This is a genomic window from Labrenzia sp. ATLA3 (genome assembly GCF_057180185.1).
Genome location: NZ_JBXUKV010000010.1, coordinates 142,063 through 163,522, shown reverse-complemented (window position 1 = coordinate 163,522; position 21,460 = coordinate 142,063). Strand labels below are relative to the sequence as shown.

Annotated in this window: 25 protein-coding genes; 6 read left to right on the top strand and 19 right to left on the bottom strand. The window is 58.6% G+C overall.

Annotation, left to right across the window (positions count from 1 at the left end):
* Positions 1-64: 64 nt before the first annotated feature.
* The 14 genes from AC2A6O_RS26130 to AC2A6O_RS26065 all read right to left on the bottom strand — a co-directional run bounded on the left by AC2A6O_RS26130 (position 65) and on the right by AC2A6O_RS26065 (position 11,879).
* Entirely contained in the window at positions 65-820 is a 756-nt protein-coding gene (locus tag AC2A6O_RS26130) for a Crp/Fnr family transcriptional regulator (protein ID WP_498931638.1), read from the bottom strand.
* 5 nt (positions 821-825) lie between these two features.
* Positions 826-1,383, bottom strand: coding sequence for a c-type cytochrome (locus AC2A6O_RS26125; RefSeq protein ID WP_498931500.1), 558 nt, complete (start codon positions 1,381-1,383; stop codon positions 826-828).
* Positions 1,384-1,530: 147 nt separating this feature from the next.
* On the bottom strand, positions 1,531-2,073 hold the full coding sequence (locus AC2A6O_RS26120) for a copper chaperone PCu(A)C (protein WP_498931498.1): 543 nt from the start codon (positions 2,071-2,073) through the stop codon (positions 1,531-1,533).
* A 12-nt stretch (positions 2,074-2,085) separates the two neighbouring features.
* Positions 2,086-2,682, bottom strand: coding sequence for an SCO family protein (locus AC2A6O_RS26115; protein WP_498931496.1), 597 nt, complete (start codon positions 2,680-2,682; stop codon positions 2,086-2,088).
* A 4-nt stretch (positions 2,683-2,686) separates the two neighbouring features.
* Positions 2,687-3,541 carry an ABC transporter ATP-binding protein gene (locus tag AC2A6O_RS26110; protein ID WP_148587459.1) on the bottom strand — a complete coding sequence of 285 codons (855 nt, stop codon included), beginning with the start codon at positions 3,539-3,541 and terminating at the stop codon, positions 2,687-2,689.
* Positions 3,538-4,248, bottom strand: coding sequence for a hypothetical protein (locus AC2A6O_RS26105; protein ID WP_498931494.1), 711 nt, complete (start codon positions 4,246-4,248; stop codon positions 3,538-3,540). Before AC2A6O_RS26105 ends, AC2A6O_RS26110 begins: the two co-directional genes overlap by 4 nt.
* On the bottom strand, positions 4,245-5,192 hold the full coding sequence (locus tag AC2A6O_RS26100; RefSeq protein ID WP_498931492.1) for an ABC transporter permease: 948 nt from the start codon (positions 5,190-5,192) through the stop codon (positions 4,245-4,247). The genes AC2A6O_RS26105 and AC2A6O_RS26100 overlap by 4 nt, the downstream gene beginning before the upstream one ends.
* A 101-nt stretch (positions 5,193-5,293) precedes the next feature.
* Complete coding sequence (locus tag AC2A6O_RS26095; RefSeq protein ID WP_498931490.1) at positions 5,294-6,670, bottom strand: ABC transporter substrate-binding protein; 1,377 nt, start codon at positions 6,668-6,670, stop codon at positions 5,294-5,296.
* A 406-nt stretch (positions 6,671-7,076) separates the two neighbouring features.
* Positions 7,077-7,613 carry a TlpA family protein disulfide reductase gene (locus AC2A6O_RS26090; protein WP_498931488.1) on the bottom strand — a complete coding sequence of 179 codons (537 nt, stop codon included), beginning with the start codon at positions 7,611-7,613 and terminating at the stop codon, positions 7,077-7,079.
* Entirely contained in the window at positions 7,607-8,398 is a 792-nt protein-coding gene (locus tag AC2A6O_RS26085) for a GntR family transcriptional regulator (protein WP_498931486.1), read from the bottom strand. The genes AC2A6O_RS26090 and AC2A6O_RS26085 overlap by 7 nt, the downstream gene beginning before the upstream one ends.
* Before the next feature lie 54 nt (positions 8,399-8,452).
* Complete coding sequence (locus AC2A6O_RS26080; RefSeq protein ID WP_148587464.1) at positions 8,453-9,406, bottom strand: HEAT repeat domain-containing protein; 954 nt, start codon at positions 9,404-9,406, stop codon at positions 8,453-8,455.
* A 13-nt stretch (positions 9,407-9,419) separates the two neighbouring features.
* Complete coding sequence (locus AC2A6O_RS26075; protein WP_148587465.1) at positions 9,420-9,653, bottom strand: 4Fe-4S dicluster domain-containing protein; 234 nt, start codon at positions 9,651-9,653, stop codon at positions 9,420-9,422.
* A 21-nt stretch (positions 9,654-9,674) separates the two neighbouring features.
* Positions 9,675-11,411 carry a fumarate reductase/succinate dehydrogenase flavoprotein subunit gene (locus tag AC2A6O_RS26070; protein WP_148587466.1) on the bottom strand — a complete coding sequence of 579 codons (1,737 nt, stop codon included), beginning with the start codon at positions 11,409-11,411 and terminating at the stop codon, positions 9,675-9,677.
* 66 nt (positions 11,412-11,477) lie between these two features.
* On the bottom strand, positions 11,478-11,879 hold the full coding sequence (locus AC2A6O_RS26065; protein WP_498931483.1) for a gamma-butyrobetaine hydroxylase-like domain-containing protein: 402 nt from the start codon (positions 11,877-11,879) through the stop codon (positions 11,478-11,480).
* 130 nt (positions 11,880-12,009) lie between these two features.
* On the opposite strand from AC2A6O_RS26065, the gene fdxA reads away from it, so the two are divergent.
* From fdxA to AC2A6O_RS26040, 5 genes are all read left to right on the top strand, one after another.
* Positions 12,010-12,336, top strand: a complete 327-nt coding sequence (gene fdxA, locus AC2A6O_RS26060; protein WP_148587468.1) for a ferredoxin FdxA — start codon at positions 12,010-12,012, stop codon at positions 12,334-12,336.
* Between the two features lie 69 nt (positions 12,337-12,405).
* Positions 12,406-13,221: a ferredoxin--NADP reductase gene (locus AC2A6O_RS26055; RefSeq protein ID WP_498931481.1), complete on the top strand. Its 816-nt coding sequence runs from the start codon at positions 12,406-12,408 to the stop codon at positions 13,219-13,221.
* Positions 13,218-14,240 (top strand): YeiH family protein, encoded by a 1,023-nt coding sequence (locus AC2A6O_RS26050; protein ID WP_498931479.1) that lies wholly within the window; start codon positions 13,218-13,220, stop codon positions 14,238-14,240. Before AC2A6O_RS26055 ends, AC2A6O_RS26050 begins: the two co-directional genes overlap by 4 nt.
* 299 nt (positions 14,241-14,539) lie before the next feature.
* Positions 14,540-15,130, top strand: a complete 591-nt coding sequence (locus AC2A6O_RS26045) for a TetR/AcrR family transcriptional regulator (protein WP_498931477.1) — start codon at positions 14,540-14,542, stop codon at positions 15,128-15,130.
* A 1-nt stretch (position 15,131) separates the two neighbouring features.
* Entirely contained in the window at positions 15,132-15,542 is a 411-nt protein-coding gene (locus tag AC2A6O_RS26040; RefSeq protein WP_498931476.1) for a hypothetical protein, read from the top strand.
* Between the two features lie 502 nt (positions 15,543-16,044).
* On the opposite strand, the gene AC2A6O_RS26035 is transcribed toward AC2A6O_RS26040, so the two are convergent.
* Genes AC2A6O_RS26035 through dctP form a run of 5 tightly spaced genes read right to left on the bottom strand, consistent with a single transcriptional unit; the run spans position 16,045 to position 20,228 of the window.
* Entirely contained in the window at positions 16,045-17,010 is a 966-nt protein-coding gene (locus AC2A6O_RS26035) for an alpha/beta hydrolase (RefSeq protein WP_498931474.1), read from the bottom strand.
* Positions 17,007-17,357, bottom strand: coding sequence for a hypothetical protein (locus AC2A6O_RS26030; RefSeq protein ID WP_498931472.1), 351 nt, complete (start codon positions 17,355-17,357; stop codon positions 17,007-17,009). The genes AC2A6O_RS26035 and AC2A6O_RS26030 overlap by 4 nt, the downstream gene beginning before the upstream one ends.
* Before the next feature lie 10 nt (positions 17,358-17,367).
* Positions 17,368-18,645: a TRAP transporter large permease gene (locus AC2A6O_RS26025; RefSeq protein WP_498931470.1), complete on the bottom strand. Its 1,278-nt coding sequence runs from the start codon at positions 18,643-18,645 to the stop codon at positions 17,368-17,370.
* 3 nt (positions 18,646-18,648) lie between these two features.
* A complete protein-coding gene (locus AC2A6O_RS26020; RefSeq protein WP_498931468.1) occupies positions 18,649-19,167 on the bottom strand; it encodes a TRAP transporter small permease in 519 nt (172 codons plus the stop codon).
* A gap of 59 nt (positions 19,168-19,226) precedes the next feature.
* Positions 19,227-20,228 carry a TRAP transporter substrate-binding protein DctP gene (gene dctP, locus AC2A6O_RS26015; protein ID WP_498931466.1) on the bottom strand — a complete coding sequence of 334 codons (1,002 nt, stop codon included), beginning with the start codon at positions 20,226-20,228 and terminating at the stop codon, positions 19,227-19,229.
* 122 nt (positions 20,229-20,350) lie between these two features.
* Here dctP and AC2A6O_RS26010 point away from each other — a divergent pair, with 122 nt between their 5' ends.
* Positions 20,351-21,298: a LysR family transcriptional regulator gene (locus AC2A6O_RS26010; protein ID WP_498931464.1), complete on the top strand. Its 948-nt coding sequence runs from the start codon at positions 20,351-20,353 to the stop codon at positions 21,296-21,298.
* Positions 21,299-21,460 lie beyond the last annotated feature (162 nt).

Here is a 21,460-nt window from a genome sequence, read left to right as displayed (position 1 = left end):
GCGATTTCTGGTAAGTTGTTGAAAAATATAGCTTGTTAGAGAAGTCGGCGAGCGGCTCGAGCCGTTACGTTGCCAAGCCATGCAGCAATTCGTAGTTTTCGACTGACAGCTTGTTTCTGCTTACCGAAATCAGACCCTTCTTCTGGAACTTGTCCAATGTCATCGTGACCCACTGCCGCGTTGAGCCGACAATTGCAGCGAGATGTTCATGGGTGATCTTTTTCTCGATGACGAGCCGATTGCCTTCCGATCTGCCGTGCGTGTCCGCAAGAATGATCAGCAATTGCGCAAGGCGTTCGGTGACTGAACGCGTTCCCAGCATTTGAACCAGAGCGGAATAGCATTTTCCCTTGGCCACCAGCCCGTTGATGATGCAGATGGCGAAGGACGGCATCGTGTCGATCAGCTGCCGAATGCGCGCGCCGGTCAGGTAGAGCAGTTCGACTTCTTCCTGCGCGTCCGCCGACCACATATGCGTGCCGCCTCCGAATATTTCGGGCCCGCCGACGAAATGCCCGCGCGTCCAAAGAGCCAGGGTGATCTCCCGGCCAGACGGACCGGCATAGAACGTTCGCACCGTGCCTTTTTCGATCAGCCAGATACCGCTGTGGCGATCACCCTGGAAGAACACGCCCTCCCCTTTTCCGAACCGGACAACAGAGCCCGCGGACCTGACCGTGGCAAGGTCCGTCTCGTTCAGCCGGCTGAGGAAATCCGCTCCTTCGTCCAGATCGGAAAGCACTTCGCTCAGATAGACGGCAGAGACCCGGTCCGGGGCCTCGACTGCCTGTTCCTTCATTCTGTTCGGGTCACGTAACATCTTGTTCAAGGTGTCCTCTCCGGTCTTTTCTGGGCGGCAATGTAGGCGGCCAGGGGTTCGATATCCGCCTCCGGCAGCTGGGAAGCGATGGTCTGCATGACGCCACCTGGATCATTACCGCGGTTCCCCTGCCGAAAGTCCTGGAGCTGCTTGACGAGATATTCCGGGTGCTGCGCCTCCAGCCAGGGCGCCAGCGGCACGTCAGGATCCGTACTGCCATGGCAGGACAGGCAGGCCGGAATATCGCTTCGCCCCTGACGAAAGAGCTGTTCGGCACTCGGCCGACTGCCCGCGTCTGACGGGGAAACAGGTTCAGGCGGTGCCAGGCGTGCGAAATAGTCGGCAATCGCCGGCAAAGCGTTCGGATCGATCTCGGTCGTGATCGCCTGCATCTGCCCACCGTCATTTTCCCGCGTGCCGGAATGAAAGTCCCGAAATTGCTTGATGATGTAAGCCGGTCTTTGCCCCGCCAGTTTCGGAAACTTCGGCATGCGGCTGATACCGTCCAGGGAATGGCAGAGACCGCAAGTTTCCCATGGCTGCATGCCGCTCGTGTCGATCATGTCCGCCTGCGTGGCTGTCGTTCGGCCGGCGAGGACCAACAGAAAGAGGCATAGCGCAAGGGCGGTCTTCCGAGCTGGAGGACGGGTTGCTGTCGCAGGCAATCCGGTTACCTCGATCTTTCCCTGACGGGCCACGCCGAGCGGTCCTCAGTTCATCTTCATGGTGCTGTGATCGTGAGCGTCGACCGGCATTTCTCCCGGATTTACGACACTCACCTCAACCTCGAGCGCTTGCCCGGAGCCGAAAACGAGGGTCAGGGGAAAGCTGTCGCCCGGTTGGTAAGTCTGCTCGGCCCCCATCAGCATGATGTGAAGACCGCCCGGGGCAAACCGGACGCTCTCTCCCTTGGGCACGGTGAGCTGCGCAACCGGTTCCATGGTCATGAGACCATCAGCCATGGCGGTCTTGTGAAGATGTGTCATTGCGAATGCGGGGCTTTCCACACCCACAAGGTCGACATTGGCCCCGCTTGTGTTTTCCAGGAGCAGATAGACCGCCATGGTGCCAATGCCTGGTGCCGCAGCAGGTGACATCGCTTCACTGACGACAACTCCGGACATCTTCTGGTCGCTCATATGGGCGTGTGTGTGGTCTCCGCCGGCCAGTGCCGGCCCCTGCGAGAGAACCGTCAAAGTTAATGCGCAAGCCATTCCAGCGAGGAGTTTGCTGCGAAGATTGCTGACAAGCATGGAAAGTTCCTCTCAGTTGGTGACGTCCAGTCCGCGCATGTGGCGGAACAGGTAAGTCGCGGTATTGACCGGATGAAAAGGCGGGCTGATCTTCGCGGTGATGGCACCGTCCGGATTGATTACGGTGACGGCCGCGCTGTGGGTGACGTCGTAGGCGTCGTCGTCGGCCCCCGACTTTTCCAGGCGGTAGAAGCCGTCAAGGCTTGCCACCAGCTTGTCGATTTCCGCCCGTTCACCAGTGATGCCGGTGAAAGAAATCCCGAAATGCGCGACATAATCGGCCAGCAGCTCTTCATCCCGGTCCGGATCCACAGCCAGAAAAACCACTTCCGGAAGCTTTTCGGGCGTCATCATCTGGGAGAGTTCGGTTCGCACCGCTTCCAGATTGGCAAGCGTGAACGGACAGACATCCGGGCAGTGGGTGTAGCCGAGAAACATCAGGGTCCATTGCCCCGCCAGGCTGTCCTGCGTGAACGGGGTTCCGTCCTGTGCACGCAGGGAGAAGTCGTCGACCTTGACCGGGTCGTCCAGGATAACGCCCTGGACGCCCTGCGCCGCGACACCAAGCGGGAGGAGGAAAAGCACCAATGCCAGGAAAACACGCGCCATGGGATCACCTGTTCTGCTGTTCGAAAGCTCTCAGGCTTTCGGAACGGATCTGGTCGAGGCAGATCTTCTTCAGCGCCATGAACTCGGCCCCGGTCGCCATCGCCGGGTCGCGTGGACGCGGCAGCGTGACCTGAAGATCATCGATGATCGAGCCCGGGCTGGCGCTCATGACCAGCACCCGGTCCGCCAGAAAGATCGCCTCGTCGACATCATGGGTGACGAAAACGACCGTGATGCCGAACTCGCTCCAGATCGACAGCAGATTTTCCTGCATCATCAGCCGGGTCTGGGCATCGAGCGCACCGAACGGCTCGTCCATGAGGAGCACCGAGGGGTAATTCGCGAGTGCCCGTGCAATCCCGACCCGCTGCTGCATGCCGCCGGAAAGCTCCGAGGGATATTTGTCTGCGAACCGGGACAGGCCGACCATTTCCAGGAACGTGTTGGCGATGGAGCTGCATTCGACATTGCTCCGACCGGCAACCTTTGGCCCGAAGGCTATGTTGTCGCGGATCGTCTTCCACGGAAACAGCGAATACTGCTGAAACACCATGCCGCGGTCCGGCCCCGGAGCCTTGACCGGTTTGCCATCGACGCTGACCACGCCGCTGGTGGGCGTGATGTATCCGGCGATCGAGCTTAGGAGGGTGGATTTTCCGCATCCGGAGGGGCCGAGGATGCAGACGAATTCTCCGGGCTTGATATCAAGTGAAGTCTTCGTCACGGCCTGGTTGGCGTTGGCGCCTTTGCCGAAGACGATTTCGACATCCTCGATCACGATATGGCCGATGTCCTTTTTGGAGGCGGCAAGGGCCCGGTGTGGAATGTGTTCCGTCAGAGACACGACTTGGGTGTTCATGCATGCACTCCTTTCGCAGAGGAAATCTTGTCTTGCTGATCTCTTGCGCTCGTGGCGGGTGTCCCGGGAGGGGTGGCGAGAGCCAGCGCGGTCGCCGCGAGCAGGCCATAGCCGCCCATTGTGAGATACGGGCCGATCGGCTCGATCCAGAAGGACGCCGAGACACCGAGACCGAGCATGGACAGGCCGACGATCCACGATGGCGTGGCGCAGCACACGACCCAGCTCATGGTGGCCGAGGTGAGCGCCACAAAGCCGGCACCCACACCCGTGGCGGTGCCCGCCTTGAGCCGCGTTGCCGTGGAACACGCGCTCTTCGCTCTGAGCAGCAGGATGTTGACTGCCAGCAGACCGGCGAGGACGGCGACCAACATCACCTTGTAGGGCAGGATATTCAGCGCCCACTCGGAAATGCCGTGTCCGTAGTCGTAGTTCATGTAACCGAACTCGAGCAGGTATTCCTCGGCGACGATCGGAGGAACGTCGCTGAAGGAGGGCGTCGAGCGGAAGATGGTCCACACATTCTTCGGCCAGTTGTAGGCGGTCGCATAGTTTGGCAATGCGCCGAACCGGACGATCAGTGCCGCCATCAGCAGGAGATAATAGCCCACCGTGAAACCCGCGGTGAGCGCCAGCCACAGGCCGAGCCTGGACCGGATCGTACCGGCCGCAACCGCCAGTCTGGAACCGAGAGCGAGGGCCATCATCTTGCCCTCTTCTGCCAGGCCAGCAGTGGTTTCATGCCGATTTTCACTGCGTAGGTGGACAGTGTGCCAAGACCGCCGATCACCAGCATGCCGACGATGATGTCCGGGTAGTTGATCAGCGAGTAGGCGTTCCAGGTGAAATAGCCGATGCCGTACTGGCCGGAGATGATCTCACCGGCCAGCAGCGAGAACCAGCTCACGCCCATGCCGATGGCCAGGCCCGCCGCGATGCTCGGCAGGGCCGCCGGCAGGATAACGTGCCAGAAGATCTGTAGCCGGGATGCGCCGAGCGATTTTGCCGCCCGAACAAGCACCTCCGGCGTCTGCTCAACTCCGTGCAAGGTATTGAGAACGATTGGGAACAGAGCGCCCAGCAGCGTGATGTAGATGATCGAGGCTTCCTCGGTCGGCCACATCAGGATAGCGAGCGGGATCCAGGCGACGGCCGGGATCGGGCGCAGAACCTCGATATAGGGATAGATCAGCGACCAGGCGATTTTCGAGCGTCCCATCAGAACACCCGCGGCAATTCCGATCACCGACGCGGTGACATAGCCGATCAGGATCCGCTGCATGGAAACACCGATATGGATGTAGAACTCGCCGTCGCCAAGGTGCGTCCAGAAGGCCGCGAAAACCTTGCCGGGCGAGGGAATGTTTTCGAAATTGATGTAGAAATCGACCTTGTAAGCCGTCGCCAGCTGCCAGAACACGATGCCCGCGGCGAGCGAGACGAGACTCAATACGATACTGACCCCATGTTTCTTCAGAAGGTCGTAAGTGCTCGACGTGCAGCCGCGCACGGCCTTCAGAACATCCTTTCCGGACAGGCCGGGCGCGTCCGCGAAACCGACCAGGTCTTCCTTTCTTTGGGTGGGGGTGGAGGGCTCCGGCTCCGCACCCCTGACTTCGGCCACATCAGTGGCCTGACCCAAGTTACTCATGAAACTCTCCCTCAATAGACGGCTGTGGACCCGGGCGCGAACGGGCGAAAAGCAGGTGTTGCGAGCGCCGCGGAAATGGCCGCGGCGCCCGGGTCAACGCATTATTCGGTGGGAACGAAGGCCGCGACGGCGGTCGGCAGGTCGATCACCTCGCCCTTGACCTCAGCCGCGTAGGCTTCCGCCTCCGGTTTGCGCAGGAAGGTTTCATAGGTGCCGTCTTCGCCGTGGACGAAATAGGCGGTCTTGCCGAAGAGCTTCAGGCCGGTCGACTTGTCGTAGACATAGGTCGCGTTGAGCTTGGCCCCGGTACCCTGGAACTCGGCAACGGCCTTGAGGAAGTCCGGCAGGCTTTCGTAAGTCAGGATACCGTCCCGGGAATGCCAGATTTCAACAGGCAAGCCGGCATTTGCGGTTTCCGGATCGACCACCGTGGCCTTGTCGGCTTCGTAGTCCAGGCCAAGGTCGGAATAGGCCGCCTTGATATAATCCTCCGTGATCCAGGCATCGAAATCGAGCGGCGGGATCGCCTTTTCCTTCACCAGGACCGTATGGTCGAACTTCAGGGCATCGACCCAGCCGTCCTTGATGGTCGGATCGAGTGTCAGGTGACCGCCGTTTGAGAAGTAGATGTAGAGAACCTCTTTCTCCACGCCGGTCCATTTTTCCATCAGGTCGACGGCTTCGCTCGGATTTTCCTCGATCCACTGGCCGGCTTCGATCACGGCCTTCAGGAAGGCGGTGACGACCTCCGGATATTCCTCGGCGAAGTCCTGCCGGACCACGACACCATGGAGGTAGGGAACACCGGCTTCGCTGCCGTCATAGATCTTCCGGCCCGTGCCGCGGAATTCCATGATTTCCGACCAGGGGCAGAAATCGGAGTGCGCGTCGATCTTGCCTGCCGCGATATTGGCGGCACCAACGGCCGGGCTCTGGTTCTTCAGCGACACCTCTTCCGTGATGCCTTCGTCCTGCATCGCCTTCAGCAGCATGCCCCAGGCGGCTGAACCGACCGGCGTCGACACCGATTTTCCTTTAAGCTGGTCGAAAGAATAGATGTCACTTTCCACCGGAACGACGACAGCGTTGCCGCTGCCCTTCAGATTGTAGCCGGTTCCGGCGACATAGAGCGTGCGCAGGGAATCCGTTTCCTGGAACTTGGCGCCGTTGACGATCAGCGGATAGTCGCCCATCACGCCGATATTCAGCTTGTTGGCCAGCATCTGGTTGGTGATCGGCCCGCCGGAGGAATAGTCTGCCCAGGTGATGTTGTAGTCGACGTCCGCATAGGCGCCGTCCTTTGGCAGATATTTTTCGAGAAGTTTCTTTTCCTTCACCACGATGCCCGCGGTGTAGGTATCCGTGCACATGCTCTGGTGACCGATCGCGATGTCGATGGTTTTGGCCAGTGCTGGCATGCTGGGGAGTGCGACCGCAAGTGCGAGCCCCAATCCGAATCCAAGTGTTGTGTGTTTCATAGCCTTCCCTCAAGTAGTGCCGCCTATCTCAGGACGGTTTTATTGGCGCAAATGCCGTGCCAGCTTGCGGGAAGTATTTTGGGCTGGAGCCGTAACCTACTGACAAGAATAAGTATTTATCGGGATGACCGATTGTCTCGGTTAGACAGTATGGGGCGGGATTTGGGGTAAACGCTTATCCCAGCGGCAAGGTGCGCGGTTCTTGTGCATCGCGCCAAGCTTTTTTCTAATACAAGTTCGGAAAACCTGTATTATTTGATCACCTTTACCTCAGGCAGAAAAGACAAGTTTCAGCAACCCAAATGAAGAAGGGTCGCTTTTTTTCTTTTTGGAAATTTAGTGAAAAGACATCTGCACTGCCCGATACAAATCGCGCAGGAATGAATACTTTGAATTCTTCTCCGGATCAGCTCAAGGACTTGAGGCCGGAAATCATGGCTGGAGAGTCCCAGACCCTTTCGCCAATGGCACCATAGATCACTTGCCCGGCACCATCCAGAACATAGGTCACGGGTAGGCCGCGAATGTACCATTTGCTCGGAAGGTCCGTATTCCGATCCAGCAGGACCGGAAGTCCGTCATGGTCGATCTTGCTCAGGAAATCCCGAACCCGGTCTTCCTGGTCGCCGACATTGACCGCAAGGACGGCGAAACGGTCCGGATCCAGTTCCCGGCTCAGCCGGGCGAGCGCCGGCATTTCCTTGCGGCAGGGCGGACACCATGTCGCCCAGAAGGAGACAAGCACTGTCTTGCCGCGGTAATCGCCGATCTGGTGAACGGTGCCGGCCAGGTCCGGAACGTTCAGTTCCGGCGCTTCGATTGCCAGCGGCGGTTTCACCAGCCCGAGCGATCTGAAGTCGTGTTCCGCACCATGGGCCGGGATCGCGGTTGCCGCGCAGGCCGCCAGTCCAAGCAGAATTTCGCGCCGGTTCACCTTCACCATCTTGGCACCCTGATCTTGAATTGATGACAATCCGGCCGCACGAACAGATGCTCATAATCGATCGGCTTGCCGGATGCGTCGTAGGTCAGGCGTTCCGTACGGATCACGACATCCCCTTCCTTCACATTCAGGAGGCGGCTTGTGTCCGCTTCAACCGGGATAACCGTCATGGTGATGTCGGCAAAGCCGATCTCGATGCCGAGCTGGTTCTCGATGAGCGCAAAGATGTCCATGTTAGGAAGATCGAGCTGCAGGAGTTTCTGGCCGATGGCGAGCGGAAAATAACTCACATCGATGCTCATCGGTTCTTGTGCGGCGATGCGGATACGCCGGATCTTGACCAGGTCTTCCCCCCGTTTCAGGTTGAGCGCTGCTGCCGCATCCCCCGGCGCCGGAACGATCCCGGCGGACAGGACTTCGGAGCGGGTTTCGACCCCGAGGGGCGCCATCAACTCGCCGAAACCCTGGAGGCGTCCAAGGTCCTGGACGGCCTGTAGCGTGCAGACAAAATAGCCCTTGCCCTGATGACCGACGATCAGGCTCGCCTCGCGCAACATGTTAAGGGCCAGCCGGATGGTGACCCGGCTGACCCCGAAACGTTTCATCAAGGCGCTTTCGCTTGGCAGATAGCTTCCCGGCGAATAGTCACCGGCGAGGATGGCCTCCATCAGCGTATTGCCAATCTCCCTGTATTTCGGCAGACGGGAAGAGGCTGCGGTCAGCGAAGGGGTAGCCCGGAGGCGGCTGCCATCATGCGCCCTGGTCCGGTCCGCCAGCCTTTCCATCCCTCTGCCCACGTTGTGCCTCTCCCCTTGCCGAAATGCTGCTCTGCAGCATTGTTACTCAATTTGCCCCAAAGCCCAACGAACATTTTTGCGAACGTCCGGATCCGGATCGTCCACGAGGTCTTCCAGGAATGGCAGGGCCGACCTGTCGGCAATCTCGCCAAGCGCCGCCGCCGCCTCCTTGCGCAGGTTCGAGGTCTGCTCTTCGAGCTGCGCGCCGATTTTCGCCACCGCAGCGGTCACCTTCAGTTTTCCCAGGCTGCGCACGGCCTTGACCCGGACCTGCCAATACGGATCATCGAGCAGCGGAATGAGCGGCCCACCGTCACCGGTCGTGGAGATCTTGCCAAGCACTTCCGCCGCGATCTCGCGAACGGCCCAATGCTCGTCCATGAGTGCGGTCAGCAGAGCATCCCGGGCATGCGAGGATTTCGAAAAGGCGAGCGCCCCGACCGCGGTGCGACGCACCTCCGGGTCGTCGTCCCGGCAGCTGGCGATCAGCGCCGGCAGGGCTTCTTCGGCCTTCAGATATCCGACAACCCCGACAGCCTGGATCCTGACTGCCGTTACGGGATCCTTCATGCCTTCGATGCCATTGGCCAGGGCATCGGGACGGCGCAGCTGCTTCAGGCCGAGCAAGGCCCCTTCCCTCACCTTTGCGTCTTCATGGTTGGTCAGGGCCAGTAGCGGATCCGCTGATTTCGGGTCCTTGAGCTCAGCGAGGCTGTCTGCTGCGGTCTTGGAAACCTTGCTGTCGGTATCCTGCAGGGCCTGGCACAAGGCCGTCGCAGCCTCCAGTCCGTCGAATTCGCCAAGCGCGATTGCCGCTTGCAGGCGCACGTCGGCGCTGCTGTCGGCAACGGCCCGGGCGATCAGCGGGATTGCATCCGGATCAGCCGTGTCGGCCAGACCCATGACCGCCACCCGGCGTATCGCCGGATCGGGATCCGACAACCTTGCGTCCAGATCTTCAAGGTCGTTCTCGTCTTCGAAGGGTTCGAACACCATCTCGTCCTCCTCCTCAGCGCAGCAGATAGGGGATGTTGACGGTGACTGCATCGGTCGGGCAATCGGCCTCGCAGGGCATGCAGTACCAGCACTCGTCATATTTCATGTAGGCCTTGCCGGTCAGGTCGCTGATGCGCAGCACGTCGAGCGGGCAGACGTCGACGCAGACGGTGCAGCCCTTGTCGGCAATGCATTTTCCTTCATCGACCACGACGGGAACGGTTGTCGGCGTATTGGCAATGGGCATGGGTGTCTCCGTGCGTTCGGATCAGGCCTGGGCCGTGATGCGTTGCTTGTAGTAGGCGTCCTTCTCATCCTCGGCGATCGGGATGATGTAAGGTGCGACTTCCTTCTTTTCGCAGGTCATGACACCGTCCTGGTTGGACAAGAGGACATGACACTTCCAGTCGGAGTCGTTTGTGTCCGGATAGTCCGAACGCCAGTGATAAAGGCCCCAGCGGCTTTCCGCGCGATAGAGCGAGGCATGGGCGGCCATGTCGGCACAGTCCAGGATGCTGGCGACTTCCATCGACCGCATCAGCTCATGCGCATCGCGGGCCATCATCTGCGTGTTCATGTCCTCACGAACTTCGGCAAGCCGGGCCTGGCACAGCTCGTATTTGGCCGTCACCTTCGGCGGCTGCAGATAATCGTTCACCAGACGCCGGATCTTGTATTCGATCTGGTTCGGCGGGATGCCGTCGTCGCGCTTCGTCGGTGCCAGAACACGCTCCTGTTCCATCGAGATCGCTGCGTCGTCGAACTCGTCGTGATCGACTTCGGCTGCGAAGTCGACAGCGTGTTCGCCCGCGATCGCACCGTTGGTAAACGCGCCCAGCATGTAGTTATGAGGGACGCTCGCCATGTCTCCGGCGGCATAGAGACCTGGCACGGTGGTGCGGGCGAACTCGTCGACATAAACCCCCGAAGCCGAATGTCCGGAACAGAAGCCGATTTCCGAAATGTGCATTTCGATCATCTGTTCGGAGTATTTCGTGCCGCGCTGCTCGTGGAAGCGGCCGCGGCTCGGCCGCTCAACCGTATGCAGGATGTGCTCGATGTGATCGGCCGTATCCTTGTGCAAATGGTTGAGCTTGAGGAACACGGGTCCCTTGCCGGACTGCAGTTCGTTGTAGAACTCCTGCATCATCTGGCCGGACCAGTAGTCGCATTCGATAAAGCGTTCGTTTTTCGAGTTGGCCGTGTAGCCCCCGAATGGGCCCGCCACATAAGCACAGGCAGGGCCGTTGTAATCCTTGATGAGTGGGTTGATCTGGAAACACTCCAGATTGGCGAGCTTGGCACCCGCATGATAGGCCATGGAATAGCCTTCGCCGGAATTGGTCGGGTTCTCGTAGGTGCCGTAAAGATAACCGGATGTCGGCAACCCGAGCCTGCCCGCGGCCCCCATGCACATGATCACAGCCTTGGCCTTGATGACCAGGAACTCGCCCGAGCGGGTGTTGACCGCGATCGCACCGGCGGCACGGCCGCTTTTGCCGGTCAGGAGACGTGTCGCCATGTAGCGGTTGGAAATCAGCACACGCGCCCGGCGAAGCTGGCGATAGAGGGCCTTCTTGACCGTGTCGCCATTCGGCATCGGCAGGACATAGGTTCCCATGTGGTGAACCTTCTTGACGTCATATTCGCCGTTTTCGTCCTTCTGGAAGCGAATGCCGAACTGGTCCAGTTCCTCGATGATCCCGTAGCAGTTCTGCGCATATTTGTAGACCGCGGCCTGATCGACGATGCCGTCGTTGGCGATGGTGATTTCCTTGGTGTACTGCTCGGGCGTCGAGTGGCCGGGAATGACCGCGTTGTTGAGCCCGTCCATGCCCATGGAAATGGCGCCGGAGCGCTTCACATTGGCCTTTTCCAGCAAAATGACCTTGGCGTTCGGATTTTTCTTCCGCGCCCGGTAGGCCGCCATCGGCCCGGCCGTTCCCCCGCCGATCACCAGCAGGTCGCACTCCACTTCATTCAATCCTGCACGAAGGTCGTCCATGCCTGTCTCCACTTTTTCCAGCAATTGCATTCACACTAGAGCCGGCGCACCAGCCCGGTCGGTCAACTAATTGCTCTTCAGATAGTCTTCCGGTGTCAGTGCCGTTTGCTCTGGTGCTGCCGCCGCAGTTTCAGCAAGCTGCAGGAGGAAGGCCCAAGGGTAGATCCCCCGGTCGTAACCGTCTGAAAAGACAATATTGATCGCGTAGGCCCCGATCGGGCGGACCGACGTGATTGTCAGGTCCGGCCGTGCGGGAACGGCCATACCGTTGAGGCGAAGTTTCTTGCTGCCCGCCGACTGGCTGTTTTCGCGCAAAAACGGTGCGGTGAAGGTTTCGGCCCGGCCCTCCGGCCAGGAAAGCGTCAGCGACGCGCCCTTGCCGCCGACGCGAACTTCCTTGGGCGGCGCACAGGCGGCCACCTCCTCGGCGGAAGGTAGCGGCGTGTAGGTGTTTGGGGTTGGCTGCATGTCTGTTCCAGCTCCTTTAGGACTGAAACCAGCTCACCACAGGCCGGAAATCCGCAATAGCAACTAATTGACCGACATTTCCAAGGGACCCGGCAATAACGGCGACATCTCATCGAAACGGAGGGGTCAAATGACGTTTGTCGTCACCGAAAACTGCATCAAGTGCAAATACACCGACTGTGTCGAAGTCTGCCCTGTGGACTGCTTCTATGAGGGCGAGAACATGCTCGTCATCAACCCGGACGAATGCATCGACTGCGGTGTCTGTGAGCCCGAATGCCCCGCCGAAGCCATCCTGGCCGACACCGATCCGGAAGCGCAGAAGTGGCTCGATCTCAACACACGCTATGCGGCGGTCTGGCCCGTCATCACCGAGAAGATTGACGCCCTGCCGGATGCCGAGGACTGGAACGGTGTCAAGGGCAAGCTTGAACACCTGAGCGAGAAGGCCGCCTGAGCCTTGTCATCGCTCCTCGCAAACCCGTCTGCCGGTGGCACCACGAAACTTGAAGGGAAAGAAGCAGCCATGAATGTCATGACACGACCGGAAGAGCTGGAGGCCTGCGCGCCGGCCGGCACCTTCGTTGAGACCGTCACCAGCGTCACTCACTACACCGACCAGCTGTTTCACTTTCACATGACCCGGCCGGCAGGGTTTCGCTTCCGCTCGGGCGAGTTCGTGATGATCGGCCTCATGATCGAGGGCAAGCCGGTGTTTCGCGCCTATTCCATCGCCAGCCCGTCCTGGGCCGAGGATATGGAATTCTTTTCCATCAAGGTGCCCGACGGTCCCCTGACATCTCACCTGCAGAAGGTGCAGCCGGGCGATGCGGTCCTGATGCGCAAGAAGCCGACGGGGACGCTCGTGAACGACGCGCTTGTCACTGGCAAGCGGCTCTACATGTTCTCGACCGGTACCGGCATCGCGCCCTTTGCCAGCGTGATCCGGGATCCGGAAACCTACGAAAAATTCGATGAACTGATCCTCACTCATTCCTGCCGGGAAGTCGCGGAACTCAAATACGGCCAGGACCTTGTGGCTGCGGTGAAAACGGACGAGATGCTGAACGAGCTTTTCGACACATCGAAACTCACGCTCTACAACTCGGTGACCCGCGAGGATTATCCATTTCGCGGCCGGATCACCGACCTGATCGAAAGCGGCAAGCTTTTTGAAGATCTGGGCGTGCCAGTGCTCGATCCTGCGACCGACCGCGCCATGATCTGTGGATCGGCGGATATGCTGAAGGACACCAAGGCCTTGTTGGAGGCAGCGGGGCTGACGGAGGGAGCCAACAACCGGCCGGCGGAATTTGTCATCGAACGGGCATTTGCCGGATGAAAATGCGGGCTTTCGCCGGCCTTCTGCCAGGGCTTTTTCTCTGTCTGGCGATCAGCCTGCTGGCCATCGGACTGAGCAAGCTCGGCAGCCTCCTTACCAATCTTCGGCTGATAGACCCGTTTACCGGCGCGATCCTCATTGGCATCCTTGTCAGAACCTTTGCGGCCATTCCACCGTCCTTTGCATCCGGGATCCGCTGCGGCACGATCTCGGTTCTCGAGATTGCCGTCATCCTTCTCGGATTTTCGTTGAGCTTCGACGTCTTCCATGACGGCGACCTCGCTTTCGTGCTGTTCGTCATGCTCCTGGTCGCCTGCATGATCCTGGCCGGCTTCACGCTCTGCAGGGCCGTCGGCCTGCCGGAGGGCCTTTCCCTCCTTATCGCTTGCGGAAATGCCATCTGCGGCAACGCTGCCATAGCCGCAGTCGCTCCCGCCGTCGGGGCCGGCAACGAGGATGTGGTCGCCGCGATCACCTTCAGTTCGATCCTTGGTGTCCTGTTTGTCTTGTTGCTTCCCGCACTCGCACCATTCATCGGATTGAATGCATTTCAATTCGGCACTTTCGCCGGTTTGACGGTCTATGCCGTTCCGCAAGTGGTCGCGGCGACGGCACCGGTCAGCATGGTCAGCGCCCAGGTCGGCACGACAATCAAGCTCATCCGGGTCCTGATGCTGGTCCCCGCAGTTTTGCTCGCTCCGCTTTTGTTGCGGAATCGCGAAAAGCCAAGCCCATCCCATGGCAAACCGCATATACGTCTGGTGAAAGTGCTGCCCTGGTTCATTCCCGGCTTTCTGCTGGCGGCGGCGCTGAACAATCTGGGATGTGTGCCGGAACTCCTTGGAAACCTGACTTCGGAGATTTCGCGCGGGCTGTTCGTCGTGGCCATGTCCGGTCTCGGCTTGAGCGTCGATCTGCGCCGGCTTGTGAAGATCGGTCCCGCCCTAATCCTGGGTGTTACCTTGAGCCTTGCGATGCTCGCGGCGGTCAGCTTCCTCTTTGTGTTGTCTTTTGCTTGAGAGGTTGAGCCTGCAAGAACGAGTATCGCGGGACCAAATCAGGTCCGCCGATTGCCCTGAAGTCTGAAAGGCCCTTTCGAATAACCTCTCGCGCCCCTTCCAAGAGACCATCAAGGCGTGGTGAATGGCTGAAATGGACCGTTTGGCTGTAAGCCGGTTCACGCCCGAGGAGGTCGGTTTTAGCCGGTCCTACGGATGCCACGCGCTCAGGGAATGGTCGTTTGCAGCAGCAAATCAAAATTCGCTTGAATAGCTCGCATAATTATTGAATGTTCGTTCCATAATTTTGTGAGGTGCGTATGGCCCGGCCAGTTGAATTCGACAGAGAGACAGTTCTGGATGCAGCGTTGCTGGCGTTCTGGAAGTCTGGATATGCCGCCTGTTCGCTCCAGATGCTTGTTGATGCAACAGGCCTGAGCCGCCAAAGCATCTACAACACGTTCGGTGACAAGGACGGGCTGTTTCTTGCAGCGCTGGATCATTACAGGGCCAAAGTTTCAATCCAGTGCGAGACGATTGAGGCTTCGGACGCCGATCAAAACACTTTGCGTGATTTTATCTTCAACAGCATTTCCGTACAGCAAAACCTTGGGCCGGGTGCTTGCTTTATTGTCATCACGGCATTCAGTCCTCAAGCGTGCGACGCGAAAATCAAACCAGCGCTTGATGCCGGTGCACAAAGGGTCAGGTCCGCTTTGAAGACCTTCATCCGGAATGCCGCCTTACGTGGGGAATTCAACCAGCAGCTTTCCCCGGAAAGCGGCGCCGCCCATCTCTACGCGGTCATGAACGGCTTGAGCGCGCTTGCGCAAACAGGTGGCTCGAAAGAGCACATGGAAACAGCCCTTGATCTTAGCCTTCAAACTCTCTTTCCAAAGACAGGATCATAAGATGTCTCGTCGCGCTTTCCTGACCTTTGCCTCCTTTTTGGCCTGTACGATTGGCGTGATCGCGGCGGTGTTTCCCATGACCCTCCTTGTCGACATGAAGTCGGCGGTGCCCGGTGACACAGGGTTGGTTATGGCGCGCACGGCTGGGGTCTTTCTTTTGAGTTTTGGTGTCCTGAATTTCCTGGCACGAGGCGACGCAGATTCGCCAACAATGACAAACCTATTGCTGGCAAACGCTCTTCTTCAGGTGCTTATCCTTCCCGTAGATCCCTTGGCCTATGCAATGGGCGTCTACGGATCCGTCATGTCCTTTATCCCCAACACCATCCTTCATGTCGGTTTGCTGTTCGGATTTCTTTATTATTGGAATGCGTCAATATCCCGTAGAAACGAGTACGCTGGCATCGGCTAGCGAGTTGGTCGACATGACGTTCCGCCAGAATGTCTGGCACTTGCTGTGAAGGCCGTTCTTGATGAGGGCAGTTCTCAGCGAATTGCCATGGCGACGTTGCCACAAACGGCAGCCCTTCCTATTTAGCCGACCTTCACCTGAAACCGGGGCGACTCTCTGCATCAGCGCAGCGTACGTCGGTTTCGAGCCTATCCAAGACACATTTTGCAGCGCGCTGAGCTCAACAATTGGGCGGGAAGCGGACATTCGCTGCACCTCTCAGCTAACCAGGCCAGAAAAGTCCAAAGCGGACATTTACACGGCAGATAGCGTTCTTGGGAAGGTTTGGGGTTGTCCCCTACATGCTCTTGAGCCGTAATTTGTACGCGTTTATCGTTTTTCATATGAAAATGAAAAATGTGCAGGGTTTCCAGTGCATATCTACTTCATTGCGAAATCGGGAAGACATCGGGTTTGAAAGTCAAGATATCGAAGCAACCATGCGGGGAATTGCCGATATCCGTTATCTGACCCTGTCAATCCACGCCCGAACCAAATCTGCGACGTGGTCCGAATTCACATCCATCATCGGGACATGGGAGTTTCCCAGGATACCGTCGGCGGGCAGATCAAGCGTCTCGACGAACCCACCGGCTTCCGCCAGCGCAGCGGCATAGGCGTCTGCCCGTTCGCGGTAAGAGACCCAGGTTGGCGAGTTCCCTATATAGTCGCTCCACATGAACAAATGGGGCACCTGTTTAGCTTTTCCGATGTCCTCAGGCGCAGAGGCCGGCTCGATGATGACTACGCCCCTGAAGAATTCGGGGTGGCGCGCGGCGGCTTCGAGAGCAAAGTTTCCGCCTTGACTATGCGCAATCAGCCAGACCGGCCCGGTCCGCTTCAGAACATCAAAATACGCTTCAAGTGTTTCTTGCCCGTGGGTCGTCCAGCGGGGCACGAATTGTGCTGCGAGGTTATCGAGAGAGCTGATCGGAAATTGTAAGCCTGCATGAGGTTGGCATTCGTCCGGCTTGTTTGAATAGCCGTCCGGTGCGCCAAAGCGGAAAAGCTCCCAGGCCTCGTTGCGGGTGCGAAAGATGGGGGCCGTGTCGTAGATTTCCGGAAAGGGTGACCACCCTGAGCGTCCACGCTCTACGGCGTCGCAGACATAGGTGTCGAACCCCGCTTGGAGGAACCGCATCTGCCAACCTGGACGTCCGTCAGGTGTCGTTTCCCACGTTACGCCAGTCATGCCCCCCCCGTGCCAGAACATGATAGGTGTTTCATAGTCCGGCTCGGCAAGGCGTACATGCTGGACATAGCATTGCCTTGTCACATAGTCGCCATTCAGATCCACCAGCCTTGGGGGCCCGTTGCGGGCAACCTGCACGTGTTTTTGGGGCTGGTCCGTGAGCGTCACGCGTTTGCCGCCCGCAAAGAAGCTGCTGATTTCGGCGATCTTCACATGCTGTTTGTCAAAGTCTTTCATGACGCCTCTCCCGCCTCACGGTCCAGCGCGTGCAAGGTCGCCTGATCGATGTCGAAGGCCCTGATGCGGATGCCAGTGCCTGTCGCCGTGACGATTGCTGCAGCGGTTCGGGTCATCGCCTCGGACACGACTTCATGTGTCCGGTGATCATTGGCGCGGAATTGCAGATCAACATAGACGGGCTTGGGCGTTGCGTGCATGACCGCGCTCATCACCAATTGGCACTTTGCAGGATCGGCGGCCAGAACCTCTCGCATCATCGCCTCAAGCTTGTCCTGGATCTCACCCCGGCGCGATCGCATGACAGGGTCAAGTGTTTCGTCGTAGAAGATACGAATGACGGGCATGTCAGGTCTCCTATCCGTATACGAGGGTTGGCAGCCAAAGGCTGATGGCCGGCACGTAAGTCACCAGGATCAGCAGGATGAGCATGAGGGCCATGAACGGCAGCACGCCTTTCACGGTTTCTGCGACCGGCGTATCGGTGATCGAACTCAGCACAAATATGTTCAACCCGATCGGCGGCGTCAGCAGGGCCAGTTCCATGTTGATCGTCATAAGGACGGCAAAGTGTATTGGATCAATCCCAAGGGGCCCAAGCAACGGCAGAATGATCGGCAAGGTGATCAGCATGATCGCGAACACTTCGAGGAAGGTTCCAAGAATTAGAAAGAAGATGTTTATGATGATCAGAAACTGCCAGGCCTCCAGATCCATCGCCACGATCCAGTCAGCCAGATCTTGCGGCGCGCCGGATTTCGTCAGCCAATGGCCGAAGGCAAGCGCGGTGATGATGATCATAACGATGGAGATGGTCGACCGCATGCTCTCCCCGACGATCGGTATCACGTCACGCAGGCTGCATCCGCGATAGTAGAATACACTGACAAAGATCGAGACCAGCGCCGCGGCTCCTGCGGCCTCCGAGACCGTGACGATCCCGCTGTAGATGCCGCCCAGGATGATGGTTGGGACCAACAGCGCCGGGATTGCCTGGATGTTCACGCGAATGAACTCTTCGCGCGGCAGCGGCGGCATACGGGGATAGTTGCGACGCTTGGCAACCCAGACCGAGTAGCCGATGAACAGTGCCGCCTGCATCAGGCCCGGGATCACACCCGCCAGAAAGAGGCGCGGCACGGATTGCTCGGCGATGATGGCGTAGACGATAAAAGCGAGGCTTGGCGGGATAAGGATTCCCAAAGTCCCCGACGCACCGACAAGGCCAACAGCGAAGGGGCGATCATATTTTTGCTCAAGCATCGCCGGAACAAGGATCAGGCCCATTGCAACGGCTGTGGCAACTGAGGAACCTGAGATCGCGGCAAACACCGTCGTCGCGGTCACGCAGACAATGGCCAGACCACCGGTGAACCGTCCGACCCAGGCATTGGCCCAATTCACCAGCGCCTGCGCGATGCCACCTTTTTGCATGAACGTGGCCGAGATGATGAAGAACGGGATCGCCAGAAGTGTGATCGAGTTCAGATGATCAACGTATATCTGGGCAACAGCGATCAGAGGTGTGCCTTCCAAGGCAAACATGACCACGGCCAACAGGCCAAGCACCGCATAGATCGGGATGCCAAGCGCGATTGAGACAAGAAGCGCGATGCCAACGAGCGCGAATTCCATGGGTCAGTCCTCCATTGCGGGAGTATGTGACACGCGGGTCATGGAACCCGGATCAGTAAATTCCGCCCACATTCGGATGGCATAGCCCAAACATTGCAGAGCCATTCCGGTCGGTAGGGCGAGGTAGTAGATCCACTTCGGGAAGCGCAACGAGCTGTCGCCCTCTTCGCCAATCAAATGCGCGAAGTCGACGACTTCGTAACCGTACCAAAGGAAAAGGATCGAAAAGACCAGACCGATGAAAGAGGCGAGCAACCCGAGCGCCCATCGCGGCTGTGGGCCAAGCCGGTCGACGACAAAGTCCGCGTGAACATGCCCGCCGTTCAGGGCAAGCTCTCCAACCACTAGGAACATGGCCCAGACTGTCAGGTATATGACGACCTCGCCGCCCCAGTCGGGCAGAATATGGGGTGCGAAATACCGCGCGACGACCTCGAAACACAGCAGCAACAGAGCGGCAAGGCCGATGATGCCGGAAACGATCCTGGCGAATTGCGTGATCCGGTTGGCAAAAGTGATCATAAGGTCCGTCCGTGTGCAGATAGCGACGGGGCAGCGGAACGCCGCCCCGTTGTCAGGGTTTAGCGAAGCTTTGTCAGCTCTGCCTGAACCGTGGCGACGAAGTCAGGGTCGATGCCCAACTCCTCCACAACCTCGGCCTGACCTGCCATCAGCTGTTCCCGCATGCGCGCAAGGTCTTCCGGCGAGGGATCCACGGTGATCACGCCATTTTCCGCACCGATTTCGCGCGCCTTTGTCTGGCGCTCCATCGCGACTGCGCGCACGTCGTCGATCATGTCCTCCCATGTATCAACGATCAGGGTCTGGATCTCTTCGGGATACTTGTCCCAGGCAGCCAGGCTGATCATCGGAACATACTGGAGAAAAGCCTGACGGTCCTCGAACGCGTAGGAGATGCCGCTTTCCCAAAGCTTTGCCGAGCGCACAGTCTCTTGCGTTGACCAGATGCCGTCCACTGTCCCGCGCTGAAGTGCCTGCGGAACGTCCGACAGCGGGATCGACACGGGGTTCGCACCAAAGGTACTGTAGCGCTGCATGTTCGCAGCACCGCCGGGGACACGCATTTTCATGCCGTCCATGTCTTCGGGCTTGTTCAGCTGCTTCTCCGTGGTGAACACGGTGCCATAGCCAAGGTCGAACCAGCGCCCGATGACTTTAACGCGCAATTTCTTTTCGATCATGGCGTTGAGTTCGTCACCGGCCGGGCCATCCCAGACAGCGTGAATTTCTTCCGGTGTCGCGCCGTAGAACAGCGGCAGAAGGACGGTGCCTGCTTCGGGAATGATCTTCGAAAAGTGCTGGTGCAGGGGCGCGCCCATGTCCAGCGCACCCTGCGCCAAGGCGGTCGGGACATTGGAGCCTTTGTACTGTGATGCAGCGTGGAACACGCGGACTTCCAGTTTGCCGTCCGACCGCGCCTTCAGCTCATCGGCAAACTTCATGATGGACTCGTTGCGGATATGGCTCGGTCCGGTGTCAAGCGAGATGTCGAGTTTGTAATCCGCAGCCCACGACGTGGCGGCGGTGCATATGGCGGCCGCAGCCATCAGTGCTGTTTTCATGAAGTGTTTCACGTTTTCCTCCCAGTCTTCCGCAAGAATGCGGAGTTAGCATGACGCTGGGGGAGACATTAGAGGCTTGTTGAAATCTGTTGAAATAATGAATATGTGGTTTAGGCATTAAAATGAGTGATACCGTGCTCAAGTCCAAAGACATCCCCCTTCTGTTCGACTTCTCGGTGGTGTGCGAACACGGCAACCTGACCAGGGCCGCGCAGGAACTGCATACCGGCCAATCCGCGATTACCCAGCGAATGCAAAGACTTGAAGAAGTGGTTGGAACGACACTGCTTCGCCGGCACTCCAGAGGGGTCCGTCCCACTGAGCAAGGTAAAATTCTGCTGAAGTACTCCAAGCAGTTGGAGAGCCTGGTAGTTGACGCCATCGCAGAAGTCACCGCCTGGGAGGGTTCACCCTCCGGCGCTGTTTCAATCGGCTTGCCACCTTCGGTCTCGGCCGTGTTGACAACCCCCTTGATCGAGGCAGTAAATGCGGCCCTGCCTAATGTTGAACTGACCGTCGCTGAGGCCTTCTCGGGTTACCTTGAAGGCTGGCTTGAAAATGACGAGATCGACTTTGCCTTCGTCTTCGACAGGAAATCTGACGCGACCCTGGAGATCACGGAGTTGGCCACCGAGAGATTGTTCCTGATCTGCCATGCACAGCAGGCGGAGACATTGCCCAAGCAGCTTGGTTTGAAGGACTTGGCATGCCTGCCATTGATCGCGCCGAGCCGCAGACATGGTCTGAGGACTGGCGTAGAGGCGATAGCCGCGCAGCGCGGCTTTGAACTGAATATCAGGCTTGAGGTTGATGCCGGCCACCAACTGATCCAACAAATCGAACGTGGTGTCGGTGCTGCCGTTCTTGCCCGCTCTGCGGTTAGGACCGAACTGGTCGATGGCAGACTCATCGCGTTGCCAATCGTCGATCCGGTGTTCGAGCGCACTGTATGCCTGGCGTTTCGCAAAGAAAAAATCGACTCATATCTTTTGAAACGCGTTCAGAGCGAAATGCTGACGGTAGTAAGACATCTCATTGCTTCACAAGCTTGGCCTGCCGAGCTTGTGTAGAGCAGTAATTTATCAAAACCCGTTGCCCACGATAGTGGCAAGAAACCACGAACAATTCGCTACAGCAGCTTGCCCTCCTGGGCATAGGCGAGTTTCTTCTGACCGCCAACAATGCCACTGCCTCTGTCCTCTCGCAGGTCATCATACTGCGGCCTGCATGAA

What these genes read in the sequence shown, in the direction of transcription:
- AC2A6O_RS26130 (WP_498931638.1), bottom strand. Translation starts at nt 820, where the DNA reads ATGTTACGTGACCCGAACAGAATGAAGGAACAGGCAGTCGAGGCCCCG.
- AC2A6O_RS26125 (WP_498931500.1), bottom strand. Translation starts at nt 1,383, where the DNA reads ATGATCGACACGAGCGGCATGCAGCCATGGGAAACTTGCGGTCTCTGC.
- AC2A6O_RS26120 (WP_498931498.1), bottom strand. Translation starts at nt 2,073, where the DNA reads ATGCTTGTCAGCAATCTTCGCAGCAAACTCCTCGCTGGAATGGCTTGC.
- AC2A6O_RS26115 (WP_498931496.1), bottom strand. Translation starts at nt 2,682, where the DNA reads ATGGCGCGTGTTTTCCTGGCATTGGTGCTTTTCCTCCTCCCGCTTGGT.
- AC2A6O_RS26110 (WP_148587459.1), bottom strand. Translation starts at nt 3,541, where the DNA reads ATGAACACCCAAGTCGTGTCTCTGACGGAACACATTCCACACCGGGCC.
- AC2A6O_RS26105 (WP_498931494.1), bottom strand. Translation starts at nt 4,248, where the DNA reads ATGATGGCCCTCGCTCTCGGTTCCAGACTGGCGGTTGCGGCCGGTACG.
- AC2A6O_RS26100 (WP_498931492.1), bottom strand. Translation starts at nt 5,192, where the DNA reads ATGAGTAACTTGGGTCAGGCCACTGATGTGGCCGAAGTCAGGGGTGCG.
- AC2A6O_RS26095 (WP_498931490.1), bottom strand. Translation starts at nt 6,670, where the DNA reads ATGAAACACACAACACTTGGATTCGGATTGGGGCTCGCACTTGCGGTC.
- AC2A6O_RS26090 (WP_498931488.1), bottom strand. Translation starts at nt 7,613, where the DNA reads ATGGTGAAGGTGAACCGGCGCGAAATTCTGCTTGGACTGGCGGCCTGC.
- AC2A6O_RS26085 (WP_498931486.1), bottom strand. Translation starts at nt 8,398, where the DNA reads ATGGAAAGGCTGGCGGACCGGACCAGGGCGCATGATGGCAGCCGCCTC.
- AC2A6O_RS26080 (WP_148587464.1), bottom strand. Translation starts at nt 9,406, where the DNA reads ATGGTGTTCGAACCCTTCGAAGACGAGAACGACCTTGAAGATCTGGAC.
- AC2A6O_RS26075 (WP_148587465.1), bottom strand. Translation starts at nt 9,653, where the DNA reads ATGCCCATTGCCAATACGCCGACAACCGTTCCCGTCGTGGTCGATGAA.
- AC2A6O_RS26070 (WP_148587466.1), bottom strand. Translation starts at nt 11,411, where the DNA reads ATGGACGACCTTCGTGCAGGATTGAATGAAGTGGAGTGCGACCTGCTG.
- AC2A6O_RS26065 (WP_498931483.1), bottom strand. Translation starts at nt 11,879, where the DNA reads ATGCAGCCAACCCCAAACACCTACACGCCGCTACCTTCCGCCGAGGAG.
- fdxA (WP_148587468.1), top strand. Translation starts at nt 12,010, where the DNA reads ATGACGTTTGTCGTCACCGAAAACTGCATCAAGTGCAAATACACCGAC.
- AC2A6O_RS26055 (WP_498931481.1), top strand. Translation starts at nt 12,406, where the DNA reads ATGAATGTCATGACACGACCGGAAGAGCTGGAGGCCTGCGCGCCGGCC.
- AC2A6O_RS26050 (WP_498931479.1), top strand. Translation starts at nt 13,218, where the DNA reads ATGAAAATGCGGGCTTTCGCCGGCCTTCTGCCAGGGCTTTTTCTCTGT.
- AC2A6O_RS26045 (WP_498931477.1), top strand. Translation starts at nt 14,540, where the DNA reads ATGGCCCGGCCAGTTGAATTCGACAGAGAGACAGTTCTGGATGCAGCG.
- AC2A6O_RS26040 (WP_498931476.1), top strand. Translation starts at nt 15,132, where the DNA reads ATGTCTCGTCGCGCTTTCCTGACCTTTGCCTCCTTTTTGGCCTGTACG.
- AC2A6O_RS26035 (WP_498931474.1), bottom strand. Translation starts at nt 17,010, where the DNA reads ATGAAAGACTTTGACAAACAGCATGTGAAGATCGCCGAAATCAGCAGC.
- AC2A6O_RS26030 (WP_498931472.1), bottom strand. Translation starts at nt 17,357, where the DNA reads ATGCCCGTCATTCGTATCTTCTACGACGAAACACTTGACCCTGTCATG.
- AC2A6O_RS26025 (WP_498931470.1), bottom strand. Translation starts at nt 18,645, where the DNA reads ATGGAATTCGCGCTCGTTGGCATCGCGCTTCTTGTCTCAATCGCGCTT.
- AC2A6O_RS26020 (WP_498931468.1), bottom strand. Translation starts at nt 19,167, where the DNA reads ATGATCACTTTTGCCAACCGGATCACGCAATTCGCCAGGATCGTTTCC.
- dctP (WP_498931466.1), bottom strand. Translation starts at nt 20,228, where the DNA reads ATGAAAACAGCACTGATGGCTGCGGCCGCCATATGCACCGCCGCCACG.
- AC2A6O_RS26010 (WP_498931464.1), top strand. Translation starts at nt 20,351, where the DNA reads ATGAGTGATACCGTGCTCAAGTCCAAAGACATCCCCCTTCTGTTCGAC.